Source organism: Streptomyces sp. NPDC056144, from assembly GCF_042264145.1.
In the GTDB taxonomy this organism is placed as follows: domain Bacteria; phylum Actinomycetota; class Actinomycetes; order Streptomycetales; family Streptomycetaceae; genus Streptomyces.
Genome location: NZ_JBHJVF010000006.1, coordinates 268,245 through 293,806 on the forward strand (window position 1 = coordinate 268,245; position 25,562 = coordinate 293,806).

Annotated in this window: 20 protein-coding genes; 9 read left to right on the forward strand and 11 right to left on the reverse strand. The window is 69.7% G+C overall.

What is annotated here, in order from left to right; all coding sequences use genetic code 11:
• Positions 1 to 73: 73 nt before the first annotated feature.
• Together murJ and ACFC0Z_RS20600 are read right to left on the reverse strand one after the other, a co-directional pair.
• A complete protein-coding gene (gene murJ, locus ACFC0Z_RS20595; protein ID WP_376439774.1) occupies positions 74 to 2,359 on the reverse strand; it encodes a murein biosynthesis integral membrane protein MurJ in 2,286 nt (761 codons plus the stop codon).
• Between the two features lie 45 nt (positions 2,360 to 2,404).
• A complete protein-coding gene (locus ACFC0Z_RS20600; protein ID WP_376439777.1) occupies positions 2,405 to 4,738 on the reverse strand; it encodes a DUF6049 family protein in 2,334 nt (777 codons plus the stop codon).
• Positions 4,739 to 4,927: 189 nt separating this feature from the next.
• Here ACFC0Z_RS20600 and ACFC0Z_RS20605 point away from each other — a divergent pair, with 189 nt between their 5' ends.
• Entirely contained in the window at positions 4,928 to 6,394 is a 1,467-nt protein-coding gene (locus tag ACFC0Z_RS20605; protein ID WP_376439779.1) for a CCA tRNA nucleotidyltransferase, read from the forward strand.
• A 90-nt stretch (positions 6,395 to 6,484) separates the two neighbouring features.
• Here ACFC0Z_RS20605 and ACFC0Z_RS20610 read toward each other — a convergent pair whose 3' ends face one another.
• The 3 genes from ACFC0Z_RS20610 to ACFC0Z_RS20620 form a co-directional block, all read right to left on the reverse strand.
• On the reverse strand, positions 6,485 to 7,753 hold the full coding sequence (locus ACFC0Z_RS20610) for an MFS transporter (protein WP_376439782.1): 1,269 nt from the start codon (positions 7,751 to 7,753) through the stop codon (positions 6,485 to 6,487).
• Between the two features lie 80 nt (positions 7,754 to 7,833).
• Positions 7,834 to 8,916: an inositol-3-phosphate synthase gene (locus ACFC0Z_RS20615; RefSeq protein ID WP_376439784.1), complete on the reverse strand. Its 1,083-nt coding sequence runs from the start codon at positions 8,914 to 8,916 to the stop codon at positions 7,834 to 7,836.
• 49 nt (positions 8,917 to 8,965) lie between these two features.
• Positions 8,966 to 9,646: a helix-turn-helix transcriptional regulator gene (locus ACFC0Z_RS20620; protein WP_376439787.1), complete on the reverse strand. Its 681-nt coding sequence runs from the start codon at positions 9,644 to 9,646 to the stop codon at positions 8,966 to 8,968.
• 370 nt (positions 9,647 to 10,016) lie between these two features.
• Between ACFC0Z_RS20620 and ACFC0Z_RS20625 the strand changes: the two genes are divergently transcribed.
• The gene (locus ACFC0Z_RS20625) at positions 10,017 to 12,869 is read left to right on the forward strand and encodes a transglycosylase domain-containing protein (protein WP_376439789.1); all 2,853 of its coding nucleotides are present in this window, start codon (positions 10,017 to 10,019) and stop codon (positions 12,867 to 12,869) included.
• A 120-nt stretch (positions 12,870 to 12,989) separates the two neighbouring features.
• A complete protein-coding gene (locus ACFC0Z_RS20630; protein WP_376439792.1) occupies positions 12,990 to 14,498 on the forward strand; it encodes a glycosyltransferase family 87 protein in 1,509 nt (502 codons plus the stop codon).
• A 51-nt stretch (positions 14,499 to 14,549) separates the two neighbouring features.
• On the opposite strand, the gene ACFC0Z_RS20635 is transcribed toward ACFC0Z_RS20630, so the two are convergent.
• The 3 genes from ACFC0Z_RS20635 to ACFC0Z_RS20645 form a co-directional block, all read right to left on the reverse strand.
• Entirely contained in the window at positions 14,550 to 15,581 is a 1,032-nt protein-coding gene (locus ACFC0Z_RS20635) for an alanine racemase (protein WP_376439794.1), read from the reverse strand.
• Between the two features lie 90 nt (positions 15,582 to 15,671).
• Complete coding sequence (locus ACFC0Z_RS20640) at positions 15,672 to 16,790, reverse strand: lipid II:glycine glycyltransferase FemX (RefSeq protein ID WP_376439796.1); 1,119 nt, start codon at positions 16,788 to 16,790, stop codon at positions 15,672 to 15,674.
• 138 nt (positions 16,791 to 16,928) lie between these two features.
• Entirely contained in the window at positions 16,929 to 17,243 is a 315-nt protein-coding gene (locus ACFC0Z_RS20645) for a hypothetical protein (RefSeq protein ID WP_376439799.1), read from the reverse strand.
• 242 nt (positions 17,244 to 17,485) lie between these two features.
• On the opposite strand from ACFC0Z_RS20645, the gene rpsF reads away from it, so the two are divergent.
• The 4 genes from rpsF to rplI all read left to right on the forward strand — a co-directional run bounded on the left by rpsF (position 17,486) and on the right by rplI (position 19,196).
• Positions 17,486 to 17,776: a 30S ribosomal protein S6 gene (gene rpsF / locus ACFC0Z_RS20650; protein WP_005482942.1), complete on the forward strand. Its 291-nt coding sequence runs from the start codon at positions 17,486 to 17,488 to the stop codon at positions 17,774 to 17,776.
• Between the two features lie 72 nt (positions 17,777 to 17,848).
• Positions 17,849 to 18,436: a single-stranded DNA-binding protein gene (locus tag ACFC0Z_RS20655; protein ID WP_360798227.1), complete on the forward strand. Its 588-nt coding sequence runs from the start codon at positions 17,849 to 17,851 to the stop codon at positions 18,434 to 18,436.
• 58 nt (positions 18,437 to 18,494) lie between these two features.
• Positions 18,495 to 18,731 carry a 30S ribosomal protein S18 gene (gene rpsR, locus ACFC0Z_RS20660; protein WP_003956534.1) on the forward strand — a complete coding sequence of 79 codons (237 nt, stop codon included), beginning with the start codon at positions 18,495 to 18,497 and terminating at the stop codon, positions 18,729 to 18,731.
• Positions 18,732 to 18,749: 18 nt separating this feature from the next.
• Entirely contained in the window at positions 18,750 to 19,196 is a 447-nt protein-coding gene (gene rplI, locus ACFC0Z_RS20665; RefSeq protein WP_024760420.1) for a 50S ribosomal protein L9, read from the forward strand.
• A gap of 128 nt (positions 19,197 to 19,324) precedes the next feature.
• Here rplI and ACFC0Z_RS20670 read toward each other — a convergent pair whose 3' ends face one another.
• Positions 19,325 to 20,662, reverse strand: a complete 1,338-nt coding sequence (locus tag ACFC0Z_RS20670; RefSeq protein WP_376439802.1) for an MATE family efflux transporter — start codon at positions 20,660 to 20,662, stop codon at positions 19,325 to 19,327.
• A 441-nt stretch (positions 20,663 to 21,103) separates the two neighbouring features.
• Here ACFC0Z_RS20670 and dnaB point away from each other — a divergent pair, with 441 nt between their 5' ends.
• Complete coding sequence (gene dnaB, locus ACFC0Z_RS20675; RefSeq protein ID WP_376440318.1) at positions 21,104 to 22,564, forward strand: replicative DNA helicase; 1,461 nt, start codon at positions 21,104 to 21,106, stop codon at positions 22,562 to 22,564.
• A gap of 53 nt (positions 22,565 to 22,617) precedes the next feature.
• Positions 22,618 to 24,000, forward strand: a complete 1,383-nt coding sequence (locus ACFC0Z_RS20680; RefSeq protein WP_376439804.1) for a serine hydrolase domain-containing protein — start codon at positions 22,618 to 22,620, stop codon at positions 23,998 to 24,000.
• 82 nt (positions 24,001 to 24,082) lie between these two features.
• Here ACFC0Z_RS20680 and ACFC0Z_RS20685 read toward each other — a convergent pair whose 3' ends face one another.
• Entirely contained in the window at positions 24,083 to 24,535 is a 453-nt protein-coding gene (locus ACFC0Z_RS20685; RefSeq protein ID WP_376439806.1) for a GNAT family N-acetyltransferase, read from the reverse strand.
• Positions 24,536 to 24,551: 16 nt separating this feature from the next.
• A complete protein-coding gene (locus tag ACFC0Z_RS20690; protein WP_376439808.1) occupies positions 24,552 to 25,415 on the reverse strand; it encodes a GNAT family N-acetyltransferase in 864 nt (287 codons plus the stop codon).
• Positions 25,416 to 25,562: the final 147 nt, after the last annotated feature.

A 25,562-nucleotide genomic window follows, 5' to 3' on the forward strand; every position in this document is an offset into this window, starting at 1 on the left:
TGCCAATTGTGCCCACAGTCCGACGCTATGCACGACACGCGGTACCCGTAGAAGGTTGCGCGGAGCTGTCGATTCAGCGTCCCAGGCGTCCGCGCACCATCCCGACCAGGGTGTTCAACTCCGCGATCCGCATGCGCTTGGCGGCGACGAAGAAGACGCCCAGGAGGACCGCTCCGCCGACGAGCAGTGCGACGAGCGAGCCGAGGGCGCCCTCGCCGAGGAGCTTGAGGATCGCGAAGCCGACGGCGCCGGAGACGATCGCGGCAGGTACGGAGGCCATGCAGAGCCGGGCGTAGGTCCGCATCACCTGGGTGCCGTCGAGGTCGCCGCCGAGGCGGTTGCGCAGGCGGCGCCAGGCGATGCCGACGCCGACGGCGTAGGCGAGGCCGTAGGAGGCGGCCATGCCGACCACGGCCCACTGCGCGGGCAGCAGGAAGTAACAGAGCGCCGAGGCCGCCGCGTTCACGGCGGCGACGATGACGGTGTTGTAGAAGGGCGTCCGGGTGTCCTCGTAGGCGTAGAAGCCGCGGAGGACGACGTACTGGACGGAGTAGGGGATCAGGCCGAGGCCGAAGGCCATGAGGATGAAGCCCATGCCCTGGGCGGCCTCGACGCCGCTGGAGGCGTACAGCAGCGTGCACATGGGGACGCCGAGGGCGAGGAACGCGAAGGAGACCGGGACGATCGCGACGGCCGAGTTGCGCAGGCCCTGCGAGATGTCGTCGCGGACGGCGCCGGGGTCGTTGTCGTGCGCGGCGCGGGAGATCCGGGGCAGCAGCGCGGCCATGACGGAGACGGTGATGATGGCCTGCGGCATGCCCCAGATCAGCTGGGCGTTGGAGTAGGCGAGGAAGCCGGCGCCGTTCTTGCCGGACTCCTCACCGGCGGCCGTCGCGAGCTGGGTGACGACCAGGACGCCCGCCTGGTTGGCGAGGACGAAGAGCACGGTCCACTTGGCCAGCTTGACCGTCTTGCCGAGCCCGTGGCCCTTCCAGTCGAAGCGGGGGCGGAACCGGAAGCCGGTCTCGCGCAGGTACGGGATCATCGCCAGGGCCTGGACGACGAGGCCGAGCAGGGTGCCGATGCCGAGCAGGCGGATGCCCTCGTCCGGGATGGTCTCCACGCCCATGTGGGACTCGGCGGAGGTGCCGTAGACCCAGATGAACAGGCCGAACGTGACGATCATGACGATGTTGTTGAGGACCGGCGTCCACATCATCGCGCCGAACTTGCCGCGGGCGTTGAGGATCTGGCCCATCACCACGTGCACGCCCATGAAGAAGATCGTGGGCAGGCAGTAGCGGGCGAAGGTCACGGCCACGCTGTTGGCCGCGGCGTCGTCGGCGATGGTGTTCGACATCAGCCGGATCAGCACCGGTGCCGCGAAGACCGCCAGGGCCACGATGAGGCCGAGGGCCACCATGACGAGGGTCAGCAGGCGGTTGGCGTAGGCCTCGCCGCCGTCCTCGTCGTTCTTCATCGCGCGGACGAGCTGGGGGACGAAGACCGAGTTGAGGCCGCCGCCGACGGTGAGGATGTAGATCATCGTCGGCAGGGTGTAGGCGATGGTGAAGGTGTCGCCGAGCAGGGCCGCGCCGAGCGCGCCGGTGATGACCAGGCTGCGGACGAAGCCGGTGAGCCGGGAGACCAGGGTGCCCGCGGCCATCACGGCGCTCGACTTGAGCAGGCCGGAGGCGCGGCCGGACTTCTTCGGGGCGGGTGCGGGCATGGGATCCGGCTCCGTGGCGGGAGGGGGCACCTGGCCGGACGCCTGCTGGTCCCGGTAGAGGTGCGCGAACGCGTCCGGCTCGGGCTCCTCCTCGCCGGCCCGGGTCACCAGGTCGTCGACGCCGGTGAACTGGACCGTGCGCGCGTCGTCGCCGTACGGCAGGTGGCGCGAGGGGCCGTCGGGCTCGGGTGCCGGGGTCTGCGCCCAGACGCGGGGGTCCGGGGCGTGCCGGGGCGGGGCGGGCTGCTGGTACAGCGCCTGGGGGTCCTGGTACGTGCCGGGCGGGGGCGGCGGGTGCGCGGCGCGGTCGTAGAGCGCCTCGGTCACCGGGTCCTGCGCGGACAGGTCCCGCGCGCGGTACGGGTCGTGCGCGTACGCGTCCTGGACGTAGGGGTCCTGGACGTACGGGTTCGGCGCGGCGGGGTCCTGTGCGGACGGGTCCTGCTGGTACGGGTTCGGCGCGGCGGCGTCCTGGGCGTACGGGTTCGGCCCGTACGGGTCGTCGGCGTCCTGGGGCCCGGGCGGTGGCACCGGCGGGTAGCCGGCGTCGGCGGGTGCCGAGGGCGTTGCCCCGGAAGGTGTGGTGCCGCCCGTGCCCGGGCCGCGGTCACCGTCGTACGGCGCGTTCATGGTTACCCCACCTCATCGTCCCCGGCCGACCGGCCACGACATCGCTCAACGGTCCACTTTCTCACTCGGGCCCGACGGGTCCCCGCTTTCCGAGCCGGTGTCCGGCGCCGGGTCACTCGGCTGCTCGGGTCCGTCGGCCTCCGGACCGCCGGTGTCGGGGCCGTCCTCCTCGCCTTCGGCCGTGTCGGCAGCATCGGCATCGGCGTTCCTGGCGGCCAGCCGCTTGCGCTGGGTGTACATCCGCACTCCGGCGAGGACGAGGAGCAGCACACCGCCGGCGATGACGAGCATCACCGTGGCGGTGATCTCGGAGACCTTCACGTTGAAGGTCATCGGCTGCCCGTAGGGGGTGCCGTCCTCGGTGTAGAGCTGGGCCGTCATCAGGACCTGGCCGTTGACGTTGGCCGAGGCGGGGAACTTGACCGACTGGCTGTGACCCGCGCTGATCTTCACGGGGAGCTCGGCGTACCGCTCGTCGTCCACCTCGAGCCGGTTCTTGTTGCTGGAGGTGAGGCGGAGCACCAGCCCGTCCACGCCCTGGAGCAGCTTGTTCTGGACGGTCACGGGGATCGTCGCGCTGCGGCCGGAGAGGGTGAGGTCCGACTTGTCGACCAGCTGGACGCCCTCGGTGAGGTTCTGGAGGTAGCGCAGGACGTCGTGCCGGTAGATCGAGGCGGCCTGGGCGCGACCGCGCCAGGAGGTCGACATCTCGCGGTTGATCGCGTTGCCGAAGGGCGTCACGACCCGTTCCGGCTGGGTCAGGATGACCTTGAAGTCGTCCAGCTCGTCGCGGGTGGTCTTCATGTCGCGGAAGGCCTGGACGGGCAGCTCCTGGGCGCGGAGGTCCTTCGGATACCGCGAGCCGCTCGGCACGGCGGTGGAGGCGTCCGGGTCCGGCTTGGCGGCCGCCGCGGCGACGAGGTCGGTCGGCTGGGTCCAGCGCTTGCCGGAGAGGCCGTGCAGAGCGGCCGCCATGGTCTGTGCCTGGGCGGCGGTCGGCACCCGCTGGGGGGCGACGACGATGCTCCGCTGCTGCTCCGGCTGTTCCAGGGTGATAGCCAGCGACTGGGCGAGGAACTCCTGGACCGCGAGCGTGGAGTTCTCCGCGCGGACCATGTCGCCCTCGAAGGCGGTGGACAGGATCGCGTCGCTCACGACGGCCGTGGTGCTGCCGTTGCCGAGGGGACGGGCCGCTGTCGGTGTGTAGGGGAGGTCGTCGCGGACGCTGTCGCTGCGGGCGATGACCTTGTTGGCGCCGGCCGAGGTCGCGACGGCCACGATGGAGGGGTCGACGGCGCCCTCGGCGGGCCAGGAGAAGTCGGTCGACGGCTGGGTGTGCAGGACCGTCTCGACGGTCATCCCCGCGAGGGCGGTCGCCGACTGGAGGTGGGCGAGGGAGCCGGGGACGTCCTTGCCGCGGTGGGCCAGGGAGGCGAGGTCGGGGTCGGCGAACGGCAGGGCGACGATCTTGCGCCCCTGGGTGGCCTGCTGGAGCGAGTCCAGCCACCGTTCGGCCACCGCCTGGTTCTTGCCCGGGGTGTCGGCGGTGCCGTCCTTGACGCGGTAGCCGTTCGCCATGGCGTCGACGGTGGCGAGGAGGTCCGGGTCGATGACCCAGGTGACCGGGAGGTCCTTGCCCAGCGAGACCATCTGGTCGAGGCGGCCGCCCGGGCGCAGCTCGGCGGCCAGGTCGTCGTCCTCGAAGACCGGGGTCTGCTGGTCGTCCGTGGCCGTCTCGGCCGACACGTGGGACGAGGCGATCAGCGGCCAGAGGTAGGTGAGCTGGGTCTTCTTCTCGGCGGCTTCCGGCTGGTACGGCAGGAAGGTCCGCTCGATGCCGAGGACACGCTCGTAGTACTGGTCCGTGGTGCGGCCGGTGAGCGAGACGCCGAGCTGGTAGACGCCCGACTCGTCGAGGCCGAGCTTGGAGACCGGGACGGAGAGCGTGAAGTCCGCGCTGAGACCGGCGCCGAGCTTCGCGATCTTGACGGAGGGGCCCTCGTCGAGGGTCGGCGGGTCGCTGTCGCTGCGGTAGCCGGTGCGCTCGGTGGTCTGGTCGATCTCGCTGCGACTCGTCATCCTCGGGCCGACGCGCAGATCCACGGTGGCGTCGGTCACGGTCTTCTTGCCGCGGTTGGTCACCGTCCCCGTGACGGTGACGGTGTCGCCTTCCACCGGGGCGGTCGGCGTGAGGGTGTCCAGGGACACATCGACGGTCTTCGAGCCGGTGGCGTCCTCGGCGGCCTCCGCCGGTGAGGCGGCCGGGGCCTGGAGCAGTCCTGCGAGGAGCGGTGCGCCGACGGCGATCGTGATCGTGCGCCGCAGCCACCGGCGGGCGGATGAGGGACCGGATCCCTGGATGTCTGCCGCCTCGCCCACGCGCTGTCCGTCCTCGTCGTTGTCTGTGGTGCCAGTGGTGCCGATGGTTCCCGGTTGCTGTGTCCAGGCATGGTAACGAGGCACGCTGGGGGCAAGTGCCGGGGACTGCTCCAGCCGATGGGGCTCGCGGCCCGGTCCGCGGGAAAACGGGGACGCCGGGGTGGAGCGGGGCACGTACCCTTTTCTGTTGTGCCGAACGCCAACGAAGACACCCCGACCGCACTGAGCCAGGTGCAGCGCCGCGCGGTCAGCGAGCTGCTGCGCGTGTCCCCTGCCGCCGACGACCTCGCCCGCCGCTTCCAGGAGGCCGGTTTCAGCCTCGCGCTGGTCGGCGGCTCGGTACGGGATGCCCTGCTCGGCCGGCTCGGCAACGACCTGGACTTCACCACCGACGCCCGCCCCCAGGACGTCCTGAAGATCGTCCGTCCGTGGGCGGACGCCGTCTGGGAGGTCGGGATCGCCTTCGGGACGGTCGGCTGCCAGAAGGACGCCCTCGTCGACGGCGTGGTCCAGCGCTTCGAGATCGAGGTCACCACCTACCGCTCCGAGGCGTACGACCGGAACTCGCGCAAGCCCGAGGTCTCCTACGGCGACTCGATCGAGGAGGACCTCGTCCGGCGTGACTTCACCGTCAACGCCATGGCCGTGGCCCTTCCCGAGAAGGAGTTCATCGACCCGTACGGCGGTCTCGAGGACCTCGCCGCCCGGGTCCTGCGCACGCCCGGCACCCCTGAGGACTCCTTCTCGGACGACCCCCTGCGCATGATGCGCGCGGCGCGCTTCGCGGCCCAGCTGGACTTCGACGTCGCCCCCGAGGTCGTCACGGCGATGAAGGAGATGTCCGGCCGGATCGAGATCGTCTCCGCCGAGCGGGTCAGGGAGGAGCTGAACAAGCTCCTGGTCTCGACGCACCCCCGCAAGGGCCTCGGCCTGCTCGTGGACACGGGTCTCGCCGACCACGTGCTGCCCGAGCTGCCCGCGCTGCGCCTGGAGAGCGACGAGCACCACCGTCACAAGGACGTCTACGAGCACTCGCTGACCGTGCTCGACCAGGCGATCGCCCTGGAGGAAGACGGCCCCGACCTGGTGCTGCGCCTCGCGGCCCTGCTCCACGACATCGGCAAGCCGCGCACCCGCCGCTTCGAGAAGGACGGCCGTGTCTCCTTCCACCACCACGAGGTGGTGGGCGCGAAGATGACCAAGAAGCGGATGACGGCGCTCAAGTACTCCAACGAGATGATCAAGGACGTCTCGCGGCTGGTCGAGCTCCACCTCCGCTTCCACGGGTACGGGGACGGCGAGTGGACCGACTCGGCGGTGCGCCGGTACGTCCGCGACGCGGGTCCGCTGCTCTCACGTCTCCACAAGCTGACCCGCTCGGACTGCACCACGCGCAACAAGCGCAAGGCGACGGCGCTCTCCCGGACGTACGACGGCCTGGAGGTGCGGATCGCTCAGCTCCAGGAGCAGGAGGAGCTGGACTCTATCCGTCCCGACCTGGACGGCAACCAGATCCAGGAGCTTCTCGGCATCGGACCCGGCCCGGCCATCGGGCAGGCGTACAAGTTCCTGCTGGAGCTCCGTCTGGAGAACGGGCCGATGGAGCACGACCAGGCGGTCGCCGCGCTCAAGGAGTGGTGGGCCGCACGCGACTGAGTCGGGCGCCCGCTGTTTCACGTGAAACAGCGGCCGCCCGACAGAGGAGGGCTGACGTTTCACGTGAAACGTCAGCCCTCTGTGGCAACGTCAGCCCTCTGTGTCCGGGGCGCGGTCCTTGCGCAGCGCCAGCGCGATGGCCGCGTAGACCACGGCCACCAGGAGCACGAGGAGCGGGGAGCGGCCGTCCGGCGGCAGCATCAGCGCCGCGACACCCGCCGCTCCGACGAAGGCGACGTTGAACAGCACGTCGTAGAGGGAGAAGACCCGTCCCCGGTAGGCGTCGTCGACGGTCGTCTGCACCACGGTGTCCGTCGCGATCTTGGCGCCCTGGGTGATGAGGCCGAGGACGAACGCGGCGACGAGGAACGGCGTGGGGTCGAAGAAGAGACCGAGCGTCGGTTCCAGGACGGCAGCGAGCCCCGCGCACACCGTCATCCAGCCGAAGGGGCCGAGCCGCTGCACCGCCCAGGGCGAGAGCACGGCGGCGGCGAAGAATCCCGCTCCCGACGCGGCGACGGCGATCCCCAGGAGTCCGAGCCCCTCGGACTCGGTCGAGCTCCAGGTGTAGCGGCAGAGCATGAGCACGGTGACGAGCAGGGCGCCGTAGCAGAAGCGCATCAGGGTCACGGCGGCCAGCGCCCTGGCGGCCGGCCGCCGCTCGGCGAGATGCCGCAGGCCTTCGGCGAGACCCCGGGCCGTCGAGGCCAGGGCCGAGGAGAGGTGCTGCGGGACGAGCTCGGGATCGGGGCCGAGGAGCGCTCGGGGGATACGCAGGGAGGCGAGCGCGGCCAGGAGGTAGAGGGCGGCGCCGAAGGCCACCACGGCCGCGTCGGAGCCGTCGGCGATCAGCCGCACACCGAAGGCCAGGCCTCCTCCGACGGTCGCGGCGAGGGTGCCGGCGGTGGGGGAGAGCGAGTTCGCGACGACGAGCCGGTCCTCGTCGACGACGCGCGGGAGCGAGGCCGAGAGCCCGGCGAGCACGAAACGGTTGACCGCCGTGACGGAGAGCGCCGAGGCGTAGAAGAGCCAGTCGGGGACGGAGGCGACGACGAGCAGCGCGGTCCCGCTCGCGAGGAGGGCGCGCAGGAGGTTCCCGTACAGGAAGACCTGGCGCCGCTGCCAGCGGTCGAGGAGGACTCCCGCGAAGGGGCCGACGAGCGAGTACGGGAGCAGGAGTACGGCCATGGCGGAGGCGATGGCGGTGGGCGAGGTCTGCTTCTCGGGCGAGAAGACGACGTACGTGGCCAGGGCCACCTGGTAGACGCCGTCCGCGCTCTGCGAGAGCAGCCGGACGGCGAGCAGGCGGCGGAAGTCTCCGAGGCGCAGGAGTACGCGCAGATCACGTACGACGGACATGGCAGCAAGACTCACATACGCAGAGGGCCCCCGGGCAGTGCCTCGGGGACCCTCAGTGAAAAGCGCGGAGCGCGGGGTGCTTAGCGCTCGACCTCGCCCTTGATGAACTTCTCGACGTTGGCCAGGGCCTCGTCGTCGAAGTACTGGACCGGCGGGCTCTTCATGAAGTAGCTCGACGCGGAGAGGATGGGGCCGCCGATGCCGCGGTCCTTGGCGATCTTCGCGGCGCGCAGGGCGTCGATGATGACACCCGCGGAGTTCGGGGAGTCCCACACCTCGAGCTTGTACTCGAGGTTCAGCGGGACGTCGCCGAAGGCGCGGCCCTCGAGGCGGACGTACGCCCACTTGCGGTCGTCCAGCCAGGCCACGTAGTCCGACGGGCCGATGTGGACGTTCTTCTCGCCCAGCTCGCGGTCGGGGATCTGCGAGGTGACGGCCTGCGTCTTCGAGATCTTCTTGGACTCGAGGCGCTCACGCTCGAGCATGTTCTTGAAGTCCATGTTGCCGCCGACGTTGAGCTGCATGGTGCGCTCAAGACGGACACCGCGGTCCTCGAACAGCTTCGCCATCACGCGGTGCGTGATGGTGGCGCCGACCTGCGACTTGATGTCGTCGCCGACGATCGGGACGCCCGCCTCGGTGAACTTGTCCGCCCACTCCTTGGTGCCGGCGATGAAGACCGGAAGGGCGTTGACGAACGCGACCTTGGCGTCGATGGCGCACTGGGCGTAGAACTTCGCCGCGGCCTCGGAACCGACGGGCAGGTAGCAGACGAGAACGTCGACCTGGCGGTCCTTGAGGATCTGGACGACGTCCACCGGCTCCTCGGCGGACTCCTCGATGGTCTGGCGGTAGTACTTGCCGAGACCGTCGAGCGTGTGACCGCGCTGGACCGTGACGCCCGCGTTCGGGACGTCGCAGATCTTGATGGTGTTGTTCTCGCTGGCGCCGATGGCGTCGGAGAGGTCGAGGCCGACCTTCTTCGCGTCGACGTCGAAGGCGGCGACGAACTCGACGTCACCGACGTGGTAGTCGCCGAACTGGACGTGCATCAGGCCGGGCACCTTGGTCGCCGGGTCGGCGTCCTTGTAGTACTCGACGCCCTGCACCAGCGAGGCGGCGCAGTTGCCCACGCCGACGATGGCTACGCGAACCGAACCCATTCCGGTTGCTCCCTGTTGTGAGGTTGGAAGTCCTGCTGTGCGCAGGGCTTCACTTGGCGGTGTCTTCGGACGGATCCGGCCGGGTACTGCCCCCGTGCCGGGGCAGGCCGCCCGTTTCTCCAGAATCGTTGTCGTGCTGAGCCGGGGCGTCGGGGCCGGATCGCTGATCCCGTCCCGCTCGCTCGCTCTCGATGAGCTCGTTCAGCCAGCGCACCTCGCGCTCCACGGACTCCATGCCGTGGCGCTGCAGCTCAAGCGTGTAGTCGTCGAGTCGTTCCCGGGTCCGGGCCAGGGAGGCGCGCATCTTCTCCAGACGCTCCTCCAGCCGGCTGCGGCGGCCTTCCAGGACCCTCATCCGCACCTCGCGCTCGGTCTGGCCGAAGAAGGCGAAGCGGGCGGCGAAGTGCTCGTCCTCCCAGGCGTCGGGGCCCGTGTGGGAGAGGAGCTCCTCGAAGTGATCCTTACCTTCCGGCGTCAACCGGTAGACGATCTTGGCCCGGCGTCCTGCGAGTGAAGCGGCCACGGCCTCCTCGGGGGCGCTGCCCGGTTCCTCGATCAACCAGCCGTTGGCGACCAGCGTCTTGAGGCAGGGATACAGCGTTCCGTAGCTGAAGGCCCGGAAGACTCCCAGCGAGGTGTTGAGGCGCTTCCGCAGCTCGTACCCGTGCATAGGAGCCTCGCGGAGCAGGCCGAGGACGGCGAACTCGAGAATTCCTGAGCGCCTGCTCATCCGTCGCCTCCTCCGCCTTTATGGGGCTCTTATGCCGCGCTGATGTATCGACTCGATACATCAGCACGATAGAACGACCACCCCTATGCGGCAAGGAGGACCGCCGTGACCGGCATCACATCGTCAATTCACAGTGATCGACTTGCCTGATTTGGGGTGAACTCCGGCGCTCCGTGGGTTTTGGCCGTGCGTAGTCTGTGCGGCATGCAGACCTCCGGGAACCAAGCGATGCCGTGGGGCGTCAGTGCTGCGGGTGACCGGCTGCGGTACGGAGGGGCTCTCGATGGGCTCCGTCCGTGCGCATTTCGGGGGGACCGGAACTCAACTGCCGCTTCCAGGCGTACGCGCCTGCCCGAGGAGTAGTCGTTCGATGAGCGAGCACCGTCGCAAGATGTCGCCGCAGGAGCCGCCGTACGGTGGCCGTGCGGCGGCACGACGCGCTGCCCAGCAGCCGATGGGCCACAGGCCGGCCCCGGTTCAGGAAGCCGGTCAGGGCCCCGCGGCCTCGTACGGGCCGCCTTCTTCCTACGGAGAGGAGCCCCGCCCGTACGGCGGTCGCGCCGAGGCCCGCAGGGCCGCGCAGCGCGGCGGCAGACGACGGGGTGCCGAGACGGGCCCCGGCGGCCCCGCGGGCCCCGGCGGCGGTGGACGGCGCGGTGGCGGCGGCGGTGGCGGGGGTCGCGGCGGCGGTGCGGGACGCGGTCCCGGCGGTCAGCCGCCCCGCAAGAAGCGGATCATCGACTACCCGCGTCACGACAAGTACGGCTGGCGCCGCTGGGTGCCGTCGTGGCGGCTCGTGACGGGCACGTTCCTGACGTTCCTCGGTGTCCTGATGGGCGGCGCGGTCTTCGCGTACTCCCAGGTGGTCATCCCGGAGGAGGCCACGGACGCGGTCTCGCAGAACAACATCTACTACTGGCGTGACGGCTCGCGCATGGTCGCGACCGGCAGTGGCGCCAACCGCCAGATCATCGGCATCGAACAGATCCCGAAGGTCATGCAGGAGGCCGTGGTCTCTGCCGAGAACAAGACCTTCTGGGACGACTCGGGCATCGACCCGATGGGTATCGGCCGCGCCGTGTGGAACATGGCCAAGGGCGGCCAGACCCAGGGTGGTTCGACCATCACCCAGCAGTACGTGAAGAACAGCCTTCTCAACGACCAGTCGCAGACCCTGAGCCGCAAGGTGAAGGAGCTCTTCATCTCGATGAAGGTCGGCAACGAGCTGGAAAAGCGCGACATCATGGCCAGCTACCTGAACACCGCGTACTACGGTCGCGGTGCCTACGGCATTCAGGCTGCCGCCCGCTCGTACTTCGACAAGGACGCGAGCAAGCTCAACGCCAGCGAGTCGGCGGTGCTCGCCTCGGTCCTCAAGGGCGCCACGTACTACGACCCCGCCGGCTACCCCGAGATCGACCCCGAGGCGACGCCGGACAAGAACCTCGACCGGCTCACGAAGCGGTGGAGCTGGATCCTCGACGAGATGGTCAAGGACCAGAAGATCACGGCTGAGGAGCGGGCCAAGTACACGACCCTCCCCAAGGTGCAGAAGCGCAAGCAGGACGCGCAGCTGACCGGCCAGATCGGCTACCTCGTCAGCACCGCCAAGGCCAACTTCCTCAACAGCAACACCGAAGGCGTCACCGCCAAGGAGCTGGAGCTCGGCGGCTACGAGATCCACACCACCTTCGACAAGAAGAAGGTCAACGCGCTCGCCGCCTCGGTCAAGAAGGTCTACGACGAGAACATCGACCCGGAGAAGCGGCCGAAGCAGGACACCCACGTCCAGTTCGGCGGTGCCTCCGTGGACACCAAGACCGGTGAGATCCTCGCGCTCTACGGCGGCCAGGACGCCACGAAGCACTTCACCAACAACGCCGACCAGACCGGTGCCCAGGTCGGCTCGACCTTCAAGCCCTTCGTGCTGGCCGCCTCGATGCAGTACGGCGTCCGCGACAAGGACCTCGGTCCGGTCCAGGACGAGTCCTCCCGCACGATCGTCGACCCCGACAAGAGCAAGTACTCCGGCAAGAACAAGCTCAAGATCCGGGACTACAAGGGCGACATCTGGAAGAACGAGAAGGGTGAGGAGTGGTTCCAGACCAATGACGGCGACGCGAGCTACGGTCCCATGACCCTTCGTCGCGCCATGATCAAGTCGGCCAACTCTCCGTACGTCCAGCTCGGTATGGACATCGGCATCGACAAGGTGCGCCAGGCCGCCGTCGACGCCGGTCTGAAGGAGAGCTCGCTCGTCAAGGGCGAGGTGCCCTCCTTCTCCCTCGGTATCTCCAGCCCGAGCGCGATCCGGATGGCCGGCGCCTACGCGACCTTCGCCAACAACGGCACGCAGAACGACCCGTTCTCGGTGACCAAGGTGGTCCAGGAGGGTCGGACCATCTACGAGCACAAGGGCGCGGGCAAGCAGGCGTTCACCACGGCCATCGCCAGCAACGTCACCGACGTCCTCCGGGACGTCGTGGACAACCCGGAGGGCACCGGCCGCCACGCCGCGATCCCGGGCCGTGACGTGGCCGGCAAGACCGGTACGACGGACGGCAACAAGTCGGCCTGGTTCGTGGGCTACACCGCGCAGATCTCGACCGCGATCGACATGTACCGCTTCGACGACGACGACTCGAAGCAGAACCGTGAGTTCGAGGAGATGTACGGCACGGGTGGTCACGACACCATCCACGGTTCGTCGTTCCCGTCGGAGATCTGGAACGACTACATGACCGAGGCCGTCGAGGGCATGGAGAAGGTGGACTTCCCCGAGCCCGAGAAGCTGGAGAACGCCGAGCCGGTCTTCGGCGGCGGCGCCACCAGCCCGAAGCCGACGCCGACGCCGACGGAATCGGAGACGCCCAGCGAGTCCCCGTCGCCGACGGATACGACGAGCGCGCCGACCACGACGGCCCCGCCGACGACCACTCCCCCGGCGACGAAGACTCCGAAGCCGGACGAGACGACCTGCAGCGTCTGGGACACGGACTGCAACTACCCGGGCGGAGGCAACGGCGGGGGCAACGGAGGCAACGGCGGGAACGGCGGCAACACCGGCGGTCCCACGACCACCCCGCCGCCCACGACGACGGTCGAACCGCCGCCGACGGCGACGACCACCGGCCCGACGAGCACCCCGACCACCGGCAAGCCGGGCAACGGCGGCGGCGGTGGCGGCGGCGAGACGGCGGAGGGCGAGACCCTCTTCGACTGACCGTCCGTCCGGTCGTCCGACGCACCCGTGAGGGCCGTCGTGTCCGGTCCGTACCTTCCGTACGGATCGCACGCGACGGCCCTCGCCGTTTTCCCGGGGACGTACGGCAGGATGTCCCCCATGCCGAGCCTCCAGAAGACGCGCGCGCCGCAGGACCGGCCGCGGAACCCGTCGGTGGTCGTCCCCACCCACCGGGACGAAGTGGCCGCCTCCGGCAGTGAGCTGATCGGCGGCCCCTTCGGCCGCCGGGCGCTGACCGGACGCAGCCAGTTCACTCCCGTGCGGGTCATTGCCCTCGTGGCGATCGGGATGTTCGCACTCGGCATGGTGCAGAAACTGCCCTGCTACAACTGGGCCTGGTTCCGCGGCACCACCTCGCAGTACACCCACGCCTGCTACTCGGACATCCCCCACCTCTTCTCCGGGCGGGGCTTCGCCGACGGCCTGGTGCCGTACTTCGACCGGCTGGGCGGCGACATACCGTTTCTGGAGTACCCGGTCCTGACCGGCCTGTTCATGCAGGTGGCCGCCTGGCTGACGCCCGGCGGCGGCACCATGGACCAGCGCGAGCAGGCCTTCTGGATGGTCAACGCGGGCCTGCTGATGATCTGCGCGGCCGTCCTCGCGGTCTGTGTGGCGCGGACCCACCGCCGGCGCCCCTGGGACGGCCTCCTGGTCGCCCTCGCGCCCTCGGTGGCGCTCACCGCCACGATCAACTGGGACATACTGGCCGTCGCGCTGACCGGCGCCGCCGTCCTGCTCTGGTCGCGCGGCCGGCCGCTCGGCTTCGGCATCCTGCTCGGCCTCGCCACCGCCGCGAAGTTCTACCCGATACTGCTGCTCGTCCCGCTGCTGCTGCTCTGCTGGCGCGCGGGGAAGTGGCGGGAGTACGGGACGGCCGTGCTCGGCGCGGTGGGCGCGTGGCTGGCCGTGAACCTGCCGGTGATGCTCCTGGCCCCCGAGGGCTGGAAGCAGTTCTACCTCTTCAGCCGCGACCGGAACGTCGACTTCGGATCGGTCTGGCTGCTCGTCAGCCAGCGGACTGGCCTCTCCATCCCGCCCGAGAAGGCCAACCTGTACGCGCTGCTGCTCATGGTGGCGGCGGTCGGAGCCATCGGCTTCCTCGCCTTCCACGCGCCCCGCAGGCCCCGCTTCGCCCAGCTGGCCTTCCTGATCGTCGCCGCGTTCGTCCTCACCAACAAGGTCTACTCGCCGCAGTATGTCCTGTGGCTCGTGCCGCTCGCGGCGCTCGCCCGGCCGCGCTGGCGCGACTTCCTGATCTGGCAGGCCTGCGAGGTCATGTACTTCCTGGGCATCTGGATGTACCTGGCCTTCATGAACAGCGGCAACAAGCAGGGCCTGCCGCTCGACGGCTACCAGTTCGCGATCGTCCTGCACCTGCTGGGCACGCTGTACCTGTGCGTGATGGTCGTCCGCGACGTCCTCATGCCCGAGAAGGACCCGGTCAGGCAGGACGGCTCGGACGACCCCTCGGGGGGTGTCCTGGACGGGGCGGAGGACGTCTTCGTCATGGGCAGGGCCGCGCACCCGGCCCGGCACGCCGCTCCGGCGGAGGAGGGGATCCGCGTGGAGTGGGGCGTCCCCGAGGAACGGGACGCCGGCGCGTGAAGCACGAAGCGGCCCTGCCCGGTGACCACCGGGCAGGGCCGCTTCGTGTGCTCAGCGCTCGACGAGCCGGTCGAACTGCGTCGTCGTGTGACGCAGGTGCGCCACCAGTTCGTCGCCGACGTGCGGCTCCTGCGCGTCGGAGGGCACGAAGAGGATCGACACCTGCATGTGCGGCGGCTCGGCGAACCAGCGCTGCTTGCCGGCCCAGACGAACGGCGACAGGTTCCGGTTGACCGTGGCCAGGCCGGCCCGGGCGACGCCCTTGGCGCGCGGCATGACGCCGTGCATCGCCTTGGGGGCCTCCAGGCCCACGCCGTGCGAGGTGCCGCCGGCGACGACGACCAGCCAGCCGTCCGAGGCGGCCTTCTGCTGGCGGTAGCCGAACCGGTCGCCCTTGGCGACCCGGGTCACGTCGAGCACGGAACCCCGGTACTCGGTGGCCTCGTGGTCGCCCAGCCAGAGCCGGGTGCCGATGCGGGCGCGGAAACGGGTCTGCGGGAACTGCTGCTGGAGCCTGGCCTGCTCCTCGGCCCGCAGGTGGCTCACGAACATGGTGTGCAGCGGCAGCCGGGCGGCGCGCAGCCGGTCCATCCAGGCGATGACCTCCTCGACGGCGTCGGTGCCGTCCGGGCGGTCCAGCGGGAGGTGGAGGGCGAAACCTTCGAGGCGTACGTCCTCGATGGCGGCGTGCAGCTGCTGGAGCTCGTCCTCGTGGACGCCGTGCCGCTTCATCGAGCTCATGCACTCGATGACGACCCGGGCGCCCACCAGGGCGTGGACGCCGTCGACCGAGGAGACGGAGCGGATGACCCGGTCCGGCAGCGGAACCGGCTCCTCGCCCCGCCGGAACGGGGTGAGGACCAGCAGGTCGCCGCTGAACCAGTCCTTGATCTTCGCGGCCTCGTAGGTCGTGCCGACGGCCAGCATGTCAGCGCCGAACCGGGTGACCTCCTCGGCGAGGCGCTCGTGCCCGAAGCCGTAGCCGTTGCCCTTGCAGACCGGGATCAGGCCCGGGAACTGGTCGAGGACGCTCTTCTGGTGCGCGCGCCAGCGAGCGGTGTCGACGTAGAGGGAGAGCGCCATGGCCGGCCCGGACCTTTCTGGTGGCAGCGGTGAATCAAAGATATGTACGAGAGTACGGAGCTCTACGAGGGTACGGAGCCCGCGGAGCCGTCAGCGGCGCGACATGTAGATGTCGAGCGCCTTGTGGAGCAGCTTGTTCAGCGGGAAGTCCCACTCGCCGACGTACTCCACGGCCTCGCCGCCCGTGCCCACCTTGAACTGGATGAGTCCGAAGAGGTGGTCGGTCTCGTCGAGCGAGTCCGAGATGCCGCGCAGGTCGTAGACGGTCGCGCCCATCGCGTAGGCGTCGCGCAGCATCCGCCACTGCATGGCGTTCGAGGGACGGACCTCGCGGCCGATGTTGTCGGAGGCGCCGTACGAGTACCAGACGTGGCCACCGACGACGAGCATGGTCGCGGCGGACAGGTTCACGCCGTTGTGGCGCGCGAAGTAGAGCCGCATGCGGTTGGGGTCCTCGCTGTTGAGGACGGTCCACATGCGCTGGAAGTACGAGAGCGGGCGGGGCCGGAAGTGGTCGCGGACGGCCGTGATCTCGTACAGCCGCTGCCACTCGGCCAGGTCCTCGTAGCCGCCCTGGACGACCTCGACACCGGCCTTCTCGGCCTTCTTGATGTTGCGGCGCCACAGCTGGTTGAAGCCCTTGAGGACGTCGTCGAGCGAGCGGTTCGCGAGCGGGACCTGGAAGACGTAGCGCGGCTGGACGTCGCCGAAGCCGGCCCCGCCGTCCTCGCCCTGCTGCCAGCCCATCTTGCGGAGCCGGTCCGCGACCTCGAAGGCGCGCGGCTCGATGTGGGTGGCCTCGACGTCCTTGAGGCGCTTGACGTCCGGGTCCTGGATGCCGGCCTTGATGGCCGCCGAGTCCCAGCGGCGGATGACGACCGGCGGGCCCATCTTCACGGAGAAGGCGCCCTGCTGCTTGAGGTGGGCCAGCATCGGCTGGAGCCAGTCGTCGAGGTTGGGCGCGTACCAGTTGATGACCGGGCCCTCGGGCAGGTAGGCCAGGTAGCGCTTGATCTTCGGGAGCTGGCGGTAGAGCACGAGACCGGTGCCGACGAGCTCGCCGGACTTGTCGAACCAGCCGAGGTTCTCCGAGCGCCACTCGGTCTTCACATCAGCCCACGCCGGGACCTGGCAGTGGCTCGCGGCGGGCTGGCTCTGGATGAATGCCAGATGCTGCTCACGGCTGATGGTCCTCAGGGTCAGGCTCATGCGGGGCGCTCCTCGGCAGGTGTGTCCCCATCGGTCAGGGGCTCCGGCTCTCGCGCCGAAGCCTACTGTGACCGGGGAGCGCCCCGAATGGGTGCGTGTGCCCCGACGTGCCGCTGAAGGCGGCCGAGGGGGCCGCGCTCAGCTGATCACGCCGCCGAAGAGGCCGCCGTGAGCCATGCCGAGGTAGAAGCCGACACCCGCCAGGCCGAGCCCGACGATCAGGGCGAAGCGCTCGCGTGTCGTGACGGAGATGAACTGCCCGTAGGCGCCGGTCAGGATGCCGACCAGGCCCGTCCAGGAACTCAGCAGGTGGAGGCTGTCGAACTGGGCGGTGACGAAGGAGAGGACGCCGAGGACGAGCGTCACGCCGACCAGGGTGTCCTGGAGGGGATGGGGCTTGCCGTCGGTCGCGAAGAGGGAATGGCCGGGGTCGGGTCGCATTGCCTGTGCCATGGGGCACCTCCTGGCGTGCTGCCGGACGGCGGCGCATCGTAGCGCCGCCGACATCCGATGTGTACAGATTGCGTCCCCTCGGCGGTGAATTTCAACCGGAAGCCGATGTGCGGGTACTCTGTACAGCTGCGCCGGTGTCTGCCTAGGTCCCTTCGGGGGCTGCCGATGCCGTCGCTCACGCATCACGACCCTCCTGCCACGGAACGACCGTGGCCGCTGAGTCCAAAGGAGGTGGGTTCCACATGCGTCACTACGAGGTGATGGTCATCCTCGACCCCGATCTGGAGGAGCGCGCTGTCGCCCCCCTGATCGAGAACTTCCTCTCCGTCGTCCGTGAGGGCAACGGAAAGGTCGAGAAGGTCGACACCTGGGGCCGTCGTCGTCTCTCGTACGAGATCAAGAAGAAGCCCGAGGGCATCTACTCGGTCATCGACCTGCAGGCCGAGCCTGCGGTCGTCAAGGAGCTCGACCGCCAGATGAACCTGAACGAGTCGGTCCTCCGGACCAAGGTCCTCCGCCCCGAGACCCACTGAGCTTCTAGCTCAGAGGTCATCGGGTTCGAGTAGCCAGAAGCAGCCAGAAGCAATCCCGCCGAGAGGTACCCCATGGCAGGCGAGACCGTCATCACGGTCGTCGGCAATCTTGTCGACGACCCCGAGCTGCGCTTCACCCCGTCCGGTGCGGCGGTCGCGAAGTTCCGTATCGCGTCCACTCCCCGCACCTTCGACCGTCAGACCAACGAGTGGAAGGACGGCGAGAGCCTCTTCCTCACGTGCTCGGTCTGGCGTCAGGCGGCGGAGAACGTCGCCGAGTCGCTTCAGCGAGGCATGCGCGTCGTCGTGCAGGGTCGCCTGAAGCAGCGGTCCTACGAGGACCGTGAGGGCGTCAAGCGCACGGTCTACGAGCTGGATGTCGAGGAAGTCGGCCCCAGCCTCAAGAACGCCACGGCCAAGGTCACCAAGACCACGGGTCGCGGTGGCCAGGGCGGTTACGGCGGCGGCGGTGGCGGCCAGCAGGGCGGCGGCAGCTGGGGTGGAAACTCCGGTGGTGGCCAGCAGGGTGGCGGCGGTGCTCCCGCCGACGACCCGTGGGCGACCAGCGCGCCGGCCGGTGGCGGCCAGCAGCAGGGCGGCGGAGGCGGCTGGGGTGGAAACTCCGGCGGCGGCGGCTACTCGGACGAGCCTCCCTTCTAGGGCCTGCGCCCTCGAAGCAGCTCGTACTCCCACTTCTTGATCACACAGGAGAAACACCATGGCGAAGCCGCCTGTGCGCAAGCCTAAGAAGAAGGTCTGCGCGTTCTGCAAGGACAAGACCGTGTACGTGGACTACAAGGACACGAACATGCTGCGGAAGTTCATTTCCGACCGCGGCAAGATCCGTGCCCGCCGCGTGACCGGCAACTGCACGCAGCACCAGCGTGACGTCGCCACGGCCGTCAAGAACAGCCGTGAGATGGCGCTGCTGCCCTACACGTCCACCGCGCGATAAGGAAAGGGTGACCGAAAAATGAAGATCATCCTGACCCACGAGGTCTCTGGCCTCGGCACCGCCGGCGACGTCGTCGACGTCAAGGACGGCTACGCTCGCAACTACCTGGTCCCGCGTGGTTTCGCGATCCGCTGGACCAAGGGTGGCGAGAAGGACGTGGCGCAGATCCGCCGCGCCCGCAAGATCCACGAGATCGCGACCATCGAGCAGGCCAACGAGATCAAGGCTCAGCTCGAGGGCACGAAGGTCCGTCTGGCCGTTCGCTCCGGCGACGCCGGCCGTCTCTTCGGCTCCGTGACCCCGGCCGACATCGCCTCGGCGATCAAGACCGCGGGTGGCCCCGACGTCGACAAGCGTCGCGTCGAGCTCGGCTCGCCGATCAAGACCCTGGGCTCGCACCAGGTGTCCGTGCGTCTGCACGCCGACGTTGCCGCGAAGCTCGGCGTCGAGATCGTCGCCGCGTAACGCTGCCGCTGGCGCTCTGCGCTCAGCAGTGAGGAAGGGCCGTACCCCTCGGGGTGCGGCCCTTCCGCTGTTTCACGTGAAACGCTCGGTTCCGTGAAACGCTCGGTTCCACGTGAAACAGGGGTACGTCAGCGGGTGGCGCCCGTGACGATCCAGCGGCCGGAGCGTGCCCGCAGCCAGAGCGTCGCCATGCGGACCGTCATCATCAGGGTCATCGCCCCCCACAGGGCCGTCAGCCCGCCACCGAGCACCGGGACGAGCAGGGCGACCGGGGCGAAGACGGCGAGGGTCAGCAGCATGGCCCAGGCCAGGTAGGGACCGTCGCCCGCGCCCATGAGGACGCCGTCGAGGACGAAGACGACCCCGGAGATCGGCTGGGAGAGAGCGACCACCAGGAGCGCCGGGAGCAGGGTGTCCTGGACGGTCGTGTCGCTGGTGAAGAGCGGGATGAACAGCGGGCGGGTGACGACGAGGAGCGCGCCGAGCGCGACGCCGGAGAGCACGCCCCACTGGACCATCCGACGGCAGACCTGGCGTGCGCCCTGGGCGTCGTCCGCGCCGAGGTAGCGGCCGATGATGGCCTGTCCCGCGATGGCGATCGCGTCGAGCGCGAAGGCCATGAGGCTCCACAGGGACAGGATGATCTGGTGGGCGGCGACCTCGGCGTCTCCCATCCGGGCTGCGACGGCGGTCGCGATCATCAGGACCGCGCGGAGCGAGAGCGTACGGACCAGGAGGGGCACTCCGGCCTGGGCGGAGGCGCGGATGCCGGCCGGGTCGGGGCGCAGGGAGGCGCCGTGGCGGCGGGCGCCGCGCACGACCACGACCAGGTAGGCGACGGCCATGCCGCACTGGGCGATGACCGTGCCCCAGGCCGAGCCGGCGATCCCGAGCCCGGCTCCGTACACGAGACCGAGGTTGAGGGCGCCGTTGACCGCGAAGCCGCCGATGGCGACGTAGAGCGGGGTACGGGTGTCCTGGAGGCCGCGCAGGACGCCGGTGGCGGCCAGGACGACCAGCATGGCGGGTATGCCGAGGCTGGAGATCCGCAGGTAGGTGACGGCGTAGGGGGCGGCCGTGTCGGAGGCGCCGAAGACGTCGACGAGCCAGGGGGCGGTAGGCAGGGTGAGCGCGACGACGGCGGCGCCGAGGAGGAGGGCCAGCCAGATGCCGTCCATGCCCTGCCGGATGGCGGCTGGGAGGTCGCCCGCGCCGACGCGCCGGGCGACGGCGGCCGTGGTGGCGTAGGCGAGGAAGACGAAGACGCTGACGGCGGTGGAGAGCAGAGCGGCGGCGATGGCGAGACCCGCGAGTTGCGGGGTGCCGAGGTGACCGACGATGGCGCTGTCGACCATCAGGAAGAGGGGCTCGGCGACGAGCGCGCCGAAGGCCGGCAGGGCGAGCGAGACGATCTCGCGGTCGTGCTGTCGGCGGACGGCCTTGGACGTCGCGGGGGCCTGGGTCATGGGCTCAATCTAATCTTCCACAGGTAAGAGATGCAACGCACTTGCACCTGTTACTTCGTACGGGAGTGGGGCTTCGGGTGTGGGCCGTTTGTTCTGATCTTGGTCCAGGGGGAGAAGTTTTTCTCCCCCACAGCCCGTGGATGGAAAACGCGCAGTTCAGATGGGTGACACTGGGGGTGCTATGAGTTTGTCCACATGACTGTCCCCCGGTCCGTGCACAGGTTCCGGGGAGTTCTCCACAGCATCTGGCCCTTCACCCACAGGGCCTGTGGATAACCAGATTGGCTGACGCTGCCGACGGGCCTACCGTGGTCGGAGCCCGACTCGCCAGAAGCGGTCGCAAAGCCACTCGTTGATGCAGACCGTGGCGTAAGAAAGAGTGGCATGGCGAGGTCCGCGGTGCGGACGGGAGGAGGTGGCTTGGTGAGCGTTCCCGAGCCCATGGACGACCCCTGGGCCGACAGCGGACCGAGTGACCGGCTGCCCACCCGTGCCCGAGGCGAGGGCCGCGGCCGGGGCCGCGGGCGCGACGACGACCGCGGTGGCGACAGCCCCTGGGACGGCGGCGGGCTGAACGGCTTCGAGCGCGTCCCCCCGCAGGACCTCGACGCCGAGCAGTCCGTCCTCGGCGGCATGCTGCTCTCCAAGGACGCCATCGCCGACGTCGTGGAGATCATCAAGGGCCACGACTTCTACAAGCCCGCCCACGAGACCGTGTACGCGGCGATCCTCGACCTCTACGCCAAGGGCGAGCCGGCCGACCCCATCACGGTCGGCGCCGAGCTCACCAAGCGCGGCGAGATCACCAAGGTCGGCGGCGCCCCCTACCTCCACACGCTGGTCCAGTCGGTCCCGACCGCGGCCAACGCCTCGTACTACGCCGAGATCGTCCACGAGCGGGCCGTCCTGCGCCGTCTCGTCGAGGCCGGTACCAAGATCACGCAGATGGGCTACGCGGCCGACGGCGACGTCGACGAGATCGTGAACTCGGCCCAGGCGGAGATCTACGCGGTCACCGAGCAGCGCACCACCGAGGACTACCTGCCGCTCGGCGACATCATGGAGGGCGCGCTCGACGAGATCGAGGCGATCGGCTCCCGCAGCGGCGAGATGACGGGTGTGCCGACCGGCTTCTCCGACCTCGACTCGCTCACCAACGGTCTCCACCCCGGTCAGATGATCATCATCGCGGCCCGACCCGCCATGGGTAAGTCCACGCTCGCGCTGGACTTCGCCCGGGCCGCGTCCATCAAGAACAACCTGCCCAGCGTCATCTTCTCCCTCGAAATGGGGCGCAACGAGATCGCGATGCGTCTGCTCTCGGCGGAGGCCCGGGTCGCGCTGCACCACATGCGCTCCGGCACGATGACCGACGAGGACTGGACCCGCCTGGCCCGCCGCATGCCCGACGTCTCCCAGGCGCCGCTCTACATCGACGACTCCCCGAACCTGTCGATGATGGAGATCCGCGCGAAGTGCCGTCGGCTCAAGCAGCGGAACGGCCTCAAGCTCGTGATCATCGACTACCTCCAGCTGATGCAGTCCGGTGGCTCGAAGCGGCAGGAGAGCCGTCAGCAGGAGGTCTCCGACATGTCGCGAAACCTCAAGCTCCTCGCCAAGGAGCTGGAGCTGCCGGTCATCGCGCTCTCGCAGCTGAACCGTGGTCCCGAGCAGCGCACCGACAAGAAGCCGATGGTCTCCGACCTCCGTGAGTCCGGCTCCATCGAGCAGGACGCCGACATGGTCATCCTGCTGCACCGCGAGGACGCCTACGAGAAGGAGTCCCCCCGCGCGGGCGAGGCGGACATCATCGTCGGCAAGCACCGTAACGGTCCGACGGCCACCATCACCGTGGCCTTCCAGGGCCACTACTCCCGCTTCGTGGACATGGCCCAGACCTGATCGGCCGCGACGGGAAGTTCCGTCCGTACCGGGCATCGCGTTGGATGGGTTTCATGACGACATCCTTCGAAGCATTGCTGCCCGGTACCGAGCGGGCCCTGCTGCACCGTGTCGCGGTCGCCCAGTCCGAAGGGCGGGCGCCCTCGTTCGTGGGGGCGGTGGTCCGTGACGGGGCGCTGGTGTGGAGCGGTTCGCGGAGCTGCGTGGACGGGCACGCGCCCGACGCCGACACCCAGTACCGGATCGGCTCGATCACCAAGGTGTTCACCGCCGTTCTGGTGATGCGGCTGAGGGACGAGGGCCTCCTCGATCTCGACGATCCGCTGGAGCGCCACCTCAAGGGCACGGGTGTCGGCGAGGTGACGATCACTCAGCTCCTGGCCCACAGCGGGGGACTCGCGGCCGAGACGCCCGGACAGTGGTGGGAGCGGTCCTCCGCCGCGCTGCGACCGGAGCTCTCCGACGTCCTGGGCGAGAGCCCCTCGCTCCAGGCGGCCGGACGCCGTTTCCACTACTCCAACCCCGGCTACACCCTGCTCGGTTCGCTGGTCGAGGCGGTGCGCGGGGTCAGCTGGGAGGAGGCGCTGCGGCGCGAGATCCTGGAACCCCTGGGGATGGACCGTACGACGCTCGAACCGGTCGCGCCGCACGCCGGTGGTTTCGCGGTGCACCCGTGGGCCGATGTGATGCTGGCCGAACCCTCCGAGGATCTGGGGCTGATGGCGCCGGCCGGACAGCTCTGGTCGACGGCGGCGGACCTCGCCCGGTTCGCCGCCTTCCTCGCGGCGGGCGACGAGCGGGTGCTCGCGGCGGCCTCCGTGGCGGAGATGCGGGCTCCGGCCTCCCCCGCCGGTGAGGGGGACTGGGAGGGAAGCTACGGCCTCGGTCTTCAGCTGCTGCGCCGGGACGGGCGGACCCTGATCGGCCACACCGGCTCCCTGCCGGGCTTCGTCGCCTGCCTGTGGGTGAGCGTGGAGGACGGTCTCGCGGGGATCGCCCTCGCCAACGCCACCTCGGGGCCGGCGCCCGCGGCTGTGGCGGCCGATCTCGTACGGATCGTGGCGGAGGCCGAGCCGCGCTTCCCCGAGCCCTGGCGGCCCCTCCCGGCGGCCGAGGTCGACACCGAACTCCTTGCCCTGACCGGGCCCTGGTACTGGGGCACGTACGCGTACGGGCTGCGGCTCGGTCCCGATCGCTCCGTCGTGATGGAGCCGCTGCGGGGAGCCGGGCGACGGGCCTCGTTCCGCGCGCTGCCCGAAGGCGGCTGGGTCGGGCTCAACGGGTACTACGCGGGGGAGACGCTCCGGGCGGTGCGGCGGCCCGACGGCAGCGTGAGCCATCTCGACCTGGGTTCCTTCGTGTTCACCCGGGAGCCGTACGAGCCCGGGGACGCGGTGCCGGGCGGGGTGTCCGAGGACGGTTGGCGCGGTCTCTGACCTCTCGCCTGTTTCACGTGAAACAGGCGACAGGCGCGTCGGTTCCGTCTCGGCGCGCCTGTCGGCGTCCTGCCGCCGCCTCTCAGAGGTTCTTCTTGAAGCCGACGTGGGAGGCCTCGAAGCCGAGCCGCTCGTAGAAGCGGTGGGCGTCGGTGCGCGTCACGTCGGAGGTCAGCTGGACCAGACGGCATCCCTGACGGCCGGACTCCTCGACGGCCCACTCGATGAGCTGGGTCCCGAGGCCGCTGCCGCGCTCGTCGGCGTGGATACGGACGCCTTCGATGATCGAGCGGGTGGTGCCGCGGCGGGACAGGCCGGGGATCACCGTCAGTTGGAGCGTTCCGACGACCTTCTCCCCGCGGACCGCCACCACGACGTGCTGGTGGGGATCGCCCGCGAGTCGCTCGAAGGCGGTGACGTACGGGGCGAGGTCGTCGGGGGATTCCCGTTGGGCCCCCAGCGGGTCGTCCGCGAGCATCGCGACGATCGCCGGAAGGTCCTCGACGGCGGCAGGGCGGATGTCAAGATCGCTCATGCCCAGCAGCGTACGGTCATCCGGCCGCGACGGTAAGGGGAGCGAAACGCCTGCGCCAGTCACCGGGAAGGTCGGGGAGGGAGCGGACCATCACCGAGGTGGTGGCGATCGAGTCGACGCCGTTCTCCTTCACCCAGCGCAGCAGCTCCGTGTGCCGTACGTCGATGTCCGTGCGCAGCGGACGGTCCGTCGCGACGGCCAGGGAGGCGATCAGCGCCTGGGCCGTGGCCGTGTCCCGGGCGATCAGCGGTCCGACGACGTGGGTGTCCATGTTGGGCCAGGCCGCGGCGAAGCCCGTGATCACGCCGTCTTCCTCCGCGACCCGCAGGTGGTCAGCGAACGCGGGCAGCCGCGTGATGAGGTGCGTGCGGTCGAGGCCGAAGATCTCCCGGTCCAGGCGCACGACGGCCTGGAGGTCGTCCGCGGTGGCGGGCCGGACGGGGACCGCCGGGGCGGGCGTGCGGAACGAGAACCGTCCGCACACCATGTCGGACCGGGTCGTCTCGACGAAGCCCAGCTGCTCGTACAGGGGCTGCCCGTTGGCGGTGGCGTACAGCGTGAGGGGGGTGTCGCCGGCGTCCGCGAGGACGTGCCGCATCAGCCTCCGGCCGACTCCCTGGCGCTGGTGCCGCTCGGCGACGAGCACCATGCCGATCGCGGCGAGCCCGGGGCCGTACGAGGTGACCACGCAGCAGGCGACCAGACCCGTGCCGGAGGGGTCGTCGATGCCGTAGCCGGTTCCGGAGGTCAGCAGGTGGCCCCACTTGTGCTCCTCCCGCTGCCACCCCCGGTTCTCGGACAGGTCGGAGCAGGCGAGGAGGTCCTCCGTGGTGAGGCGCCGGATGGGTAGGTGAGCGACAGATGTGGGGGAGGTCGGCATGTCCTTCAGGCTCTCCGAAGGAGAGATCCTCCGTCCACCGGTTTGTTTCACGTGAAACGACACGCCCTAGCAGAAAACCGACTCTTCGGCCGGAGAACGCCACTTTTCGTCCATGGTGGTACCCGCAAGCGCCATGCTGCGATCACG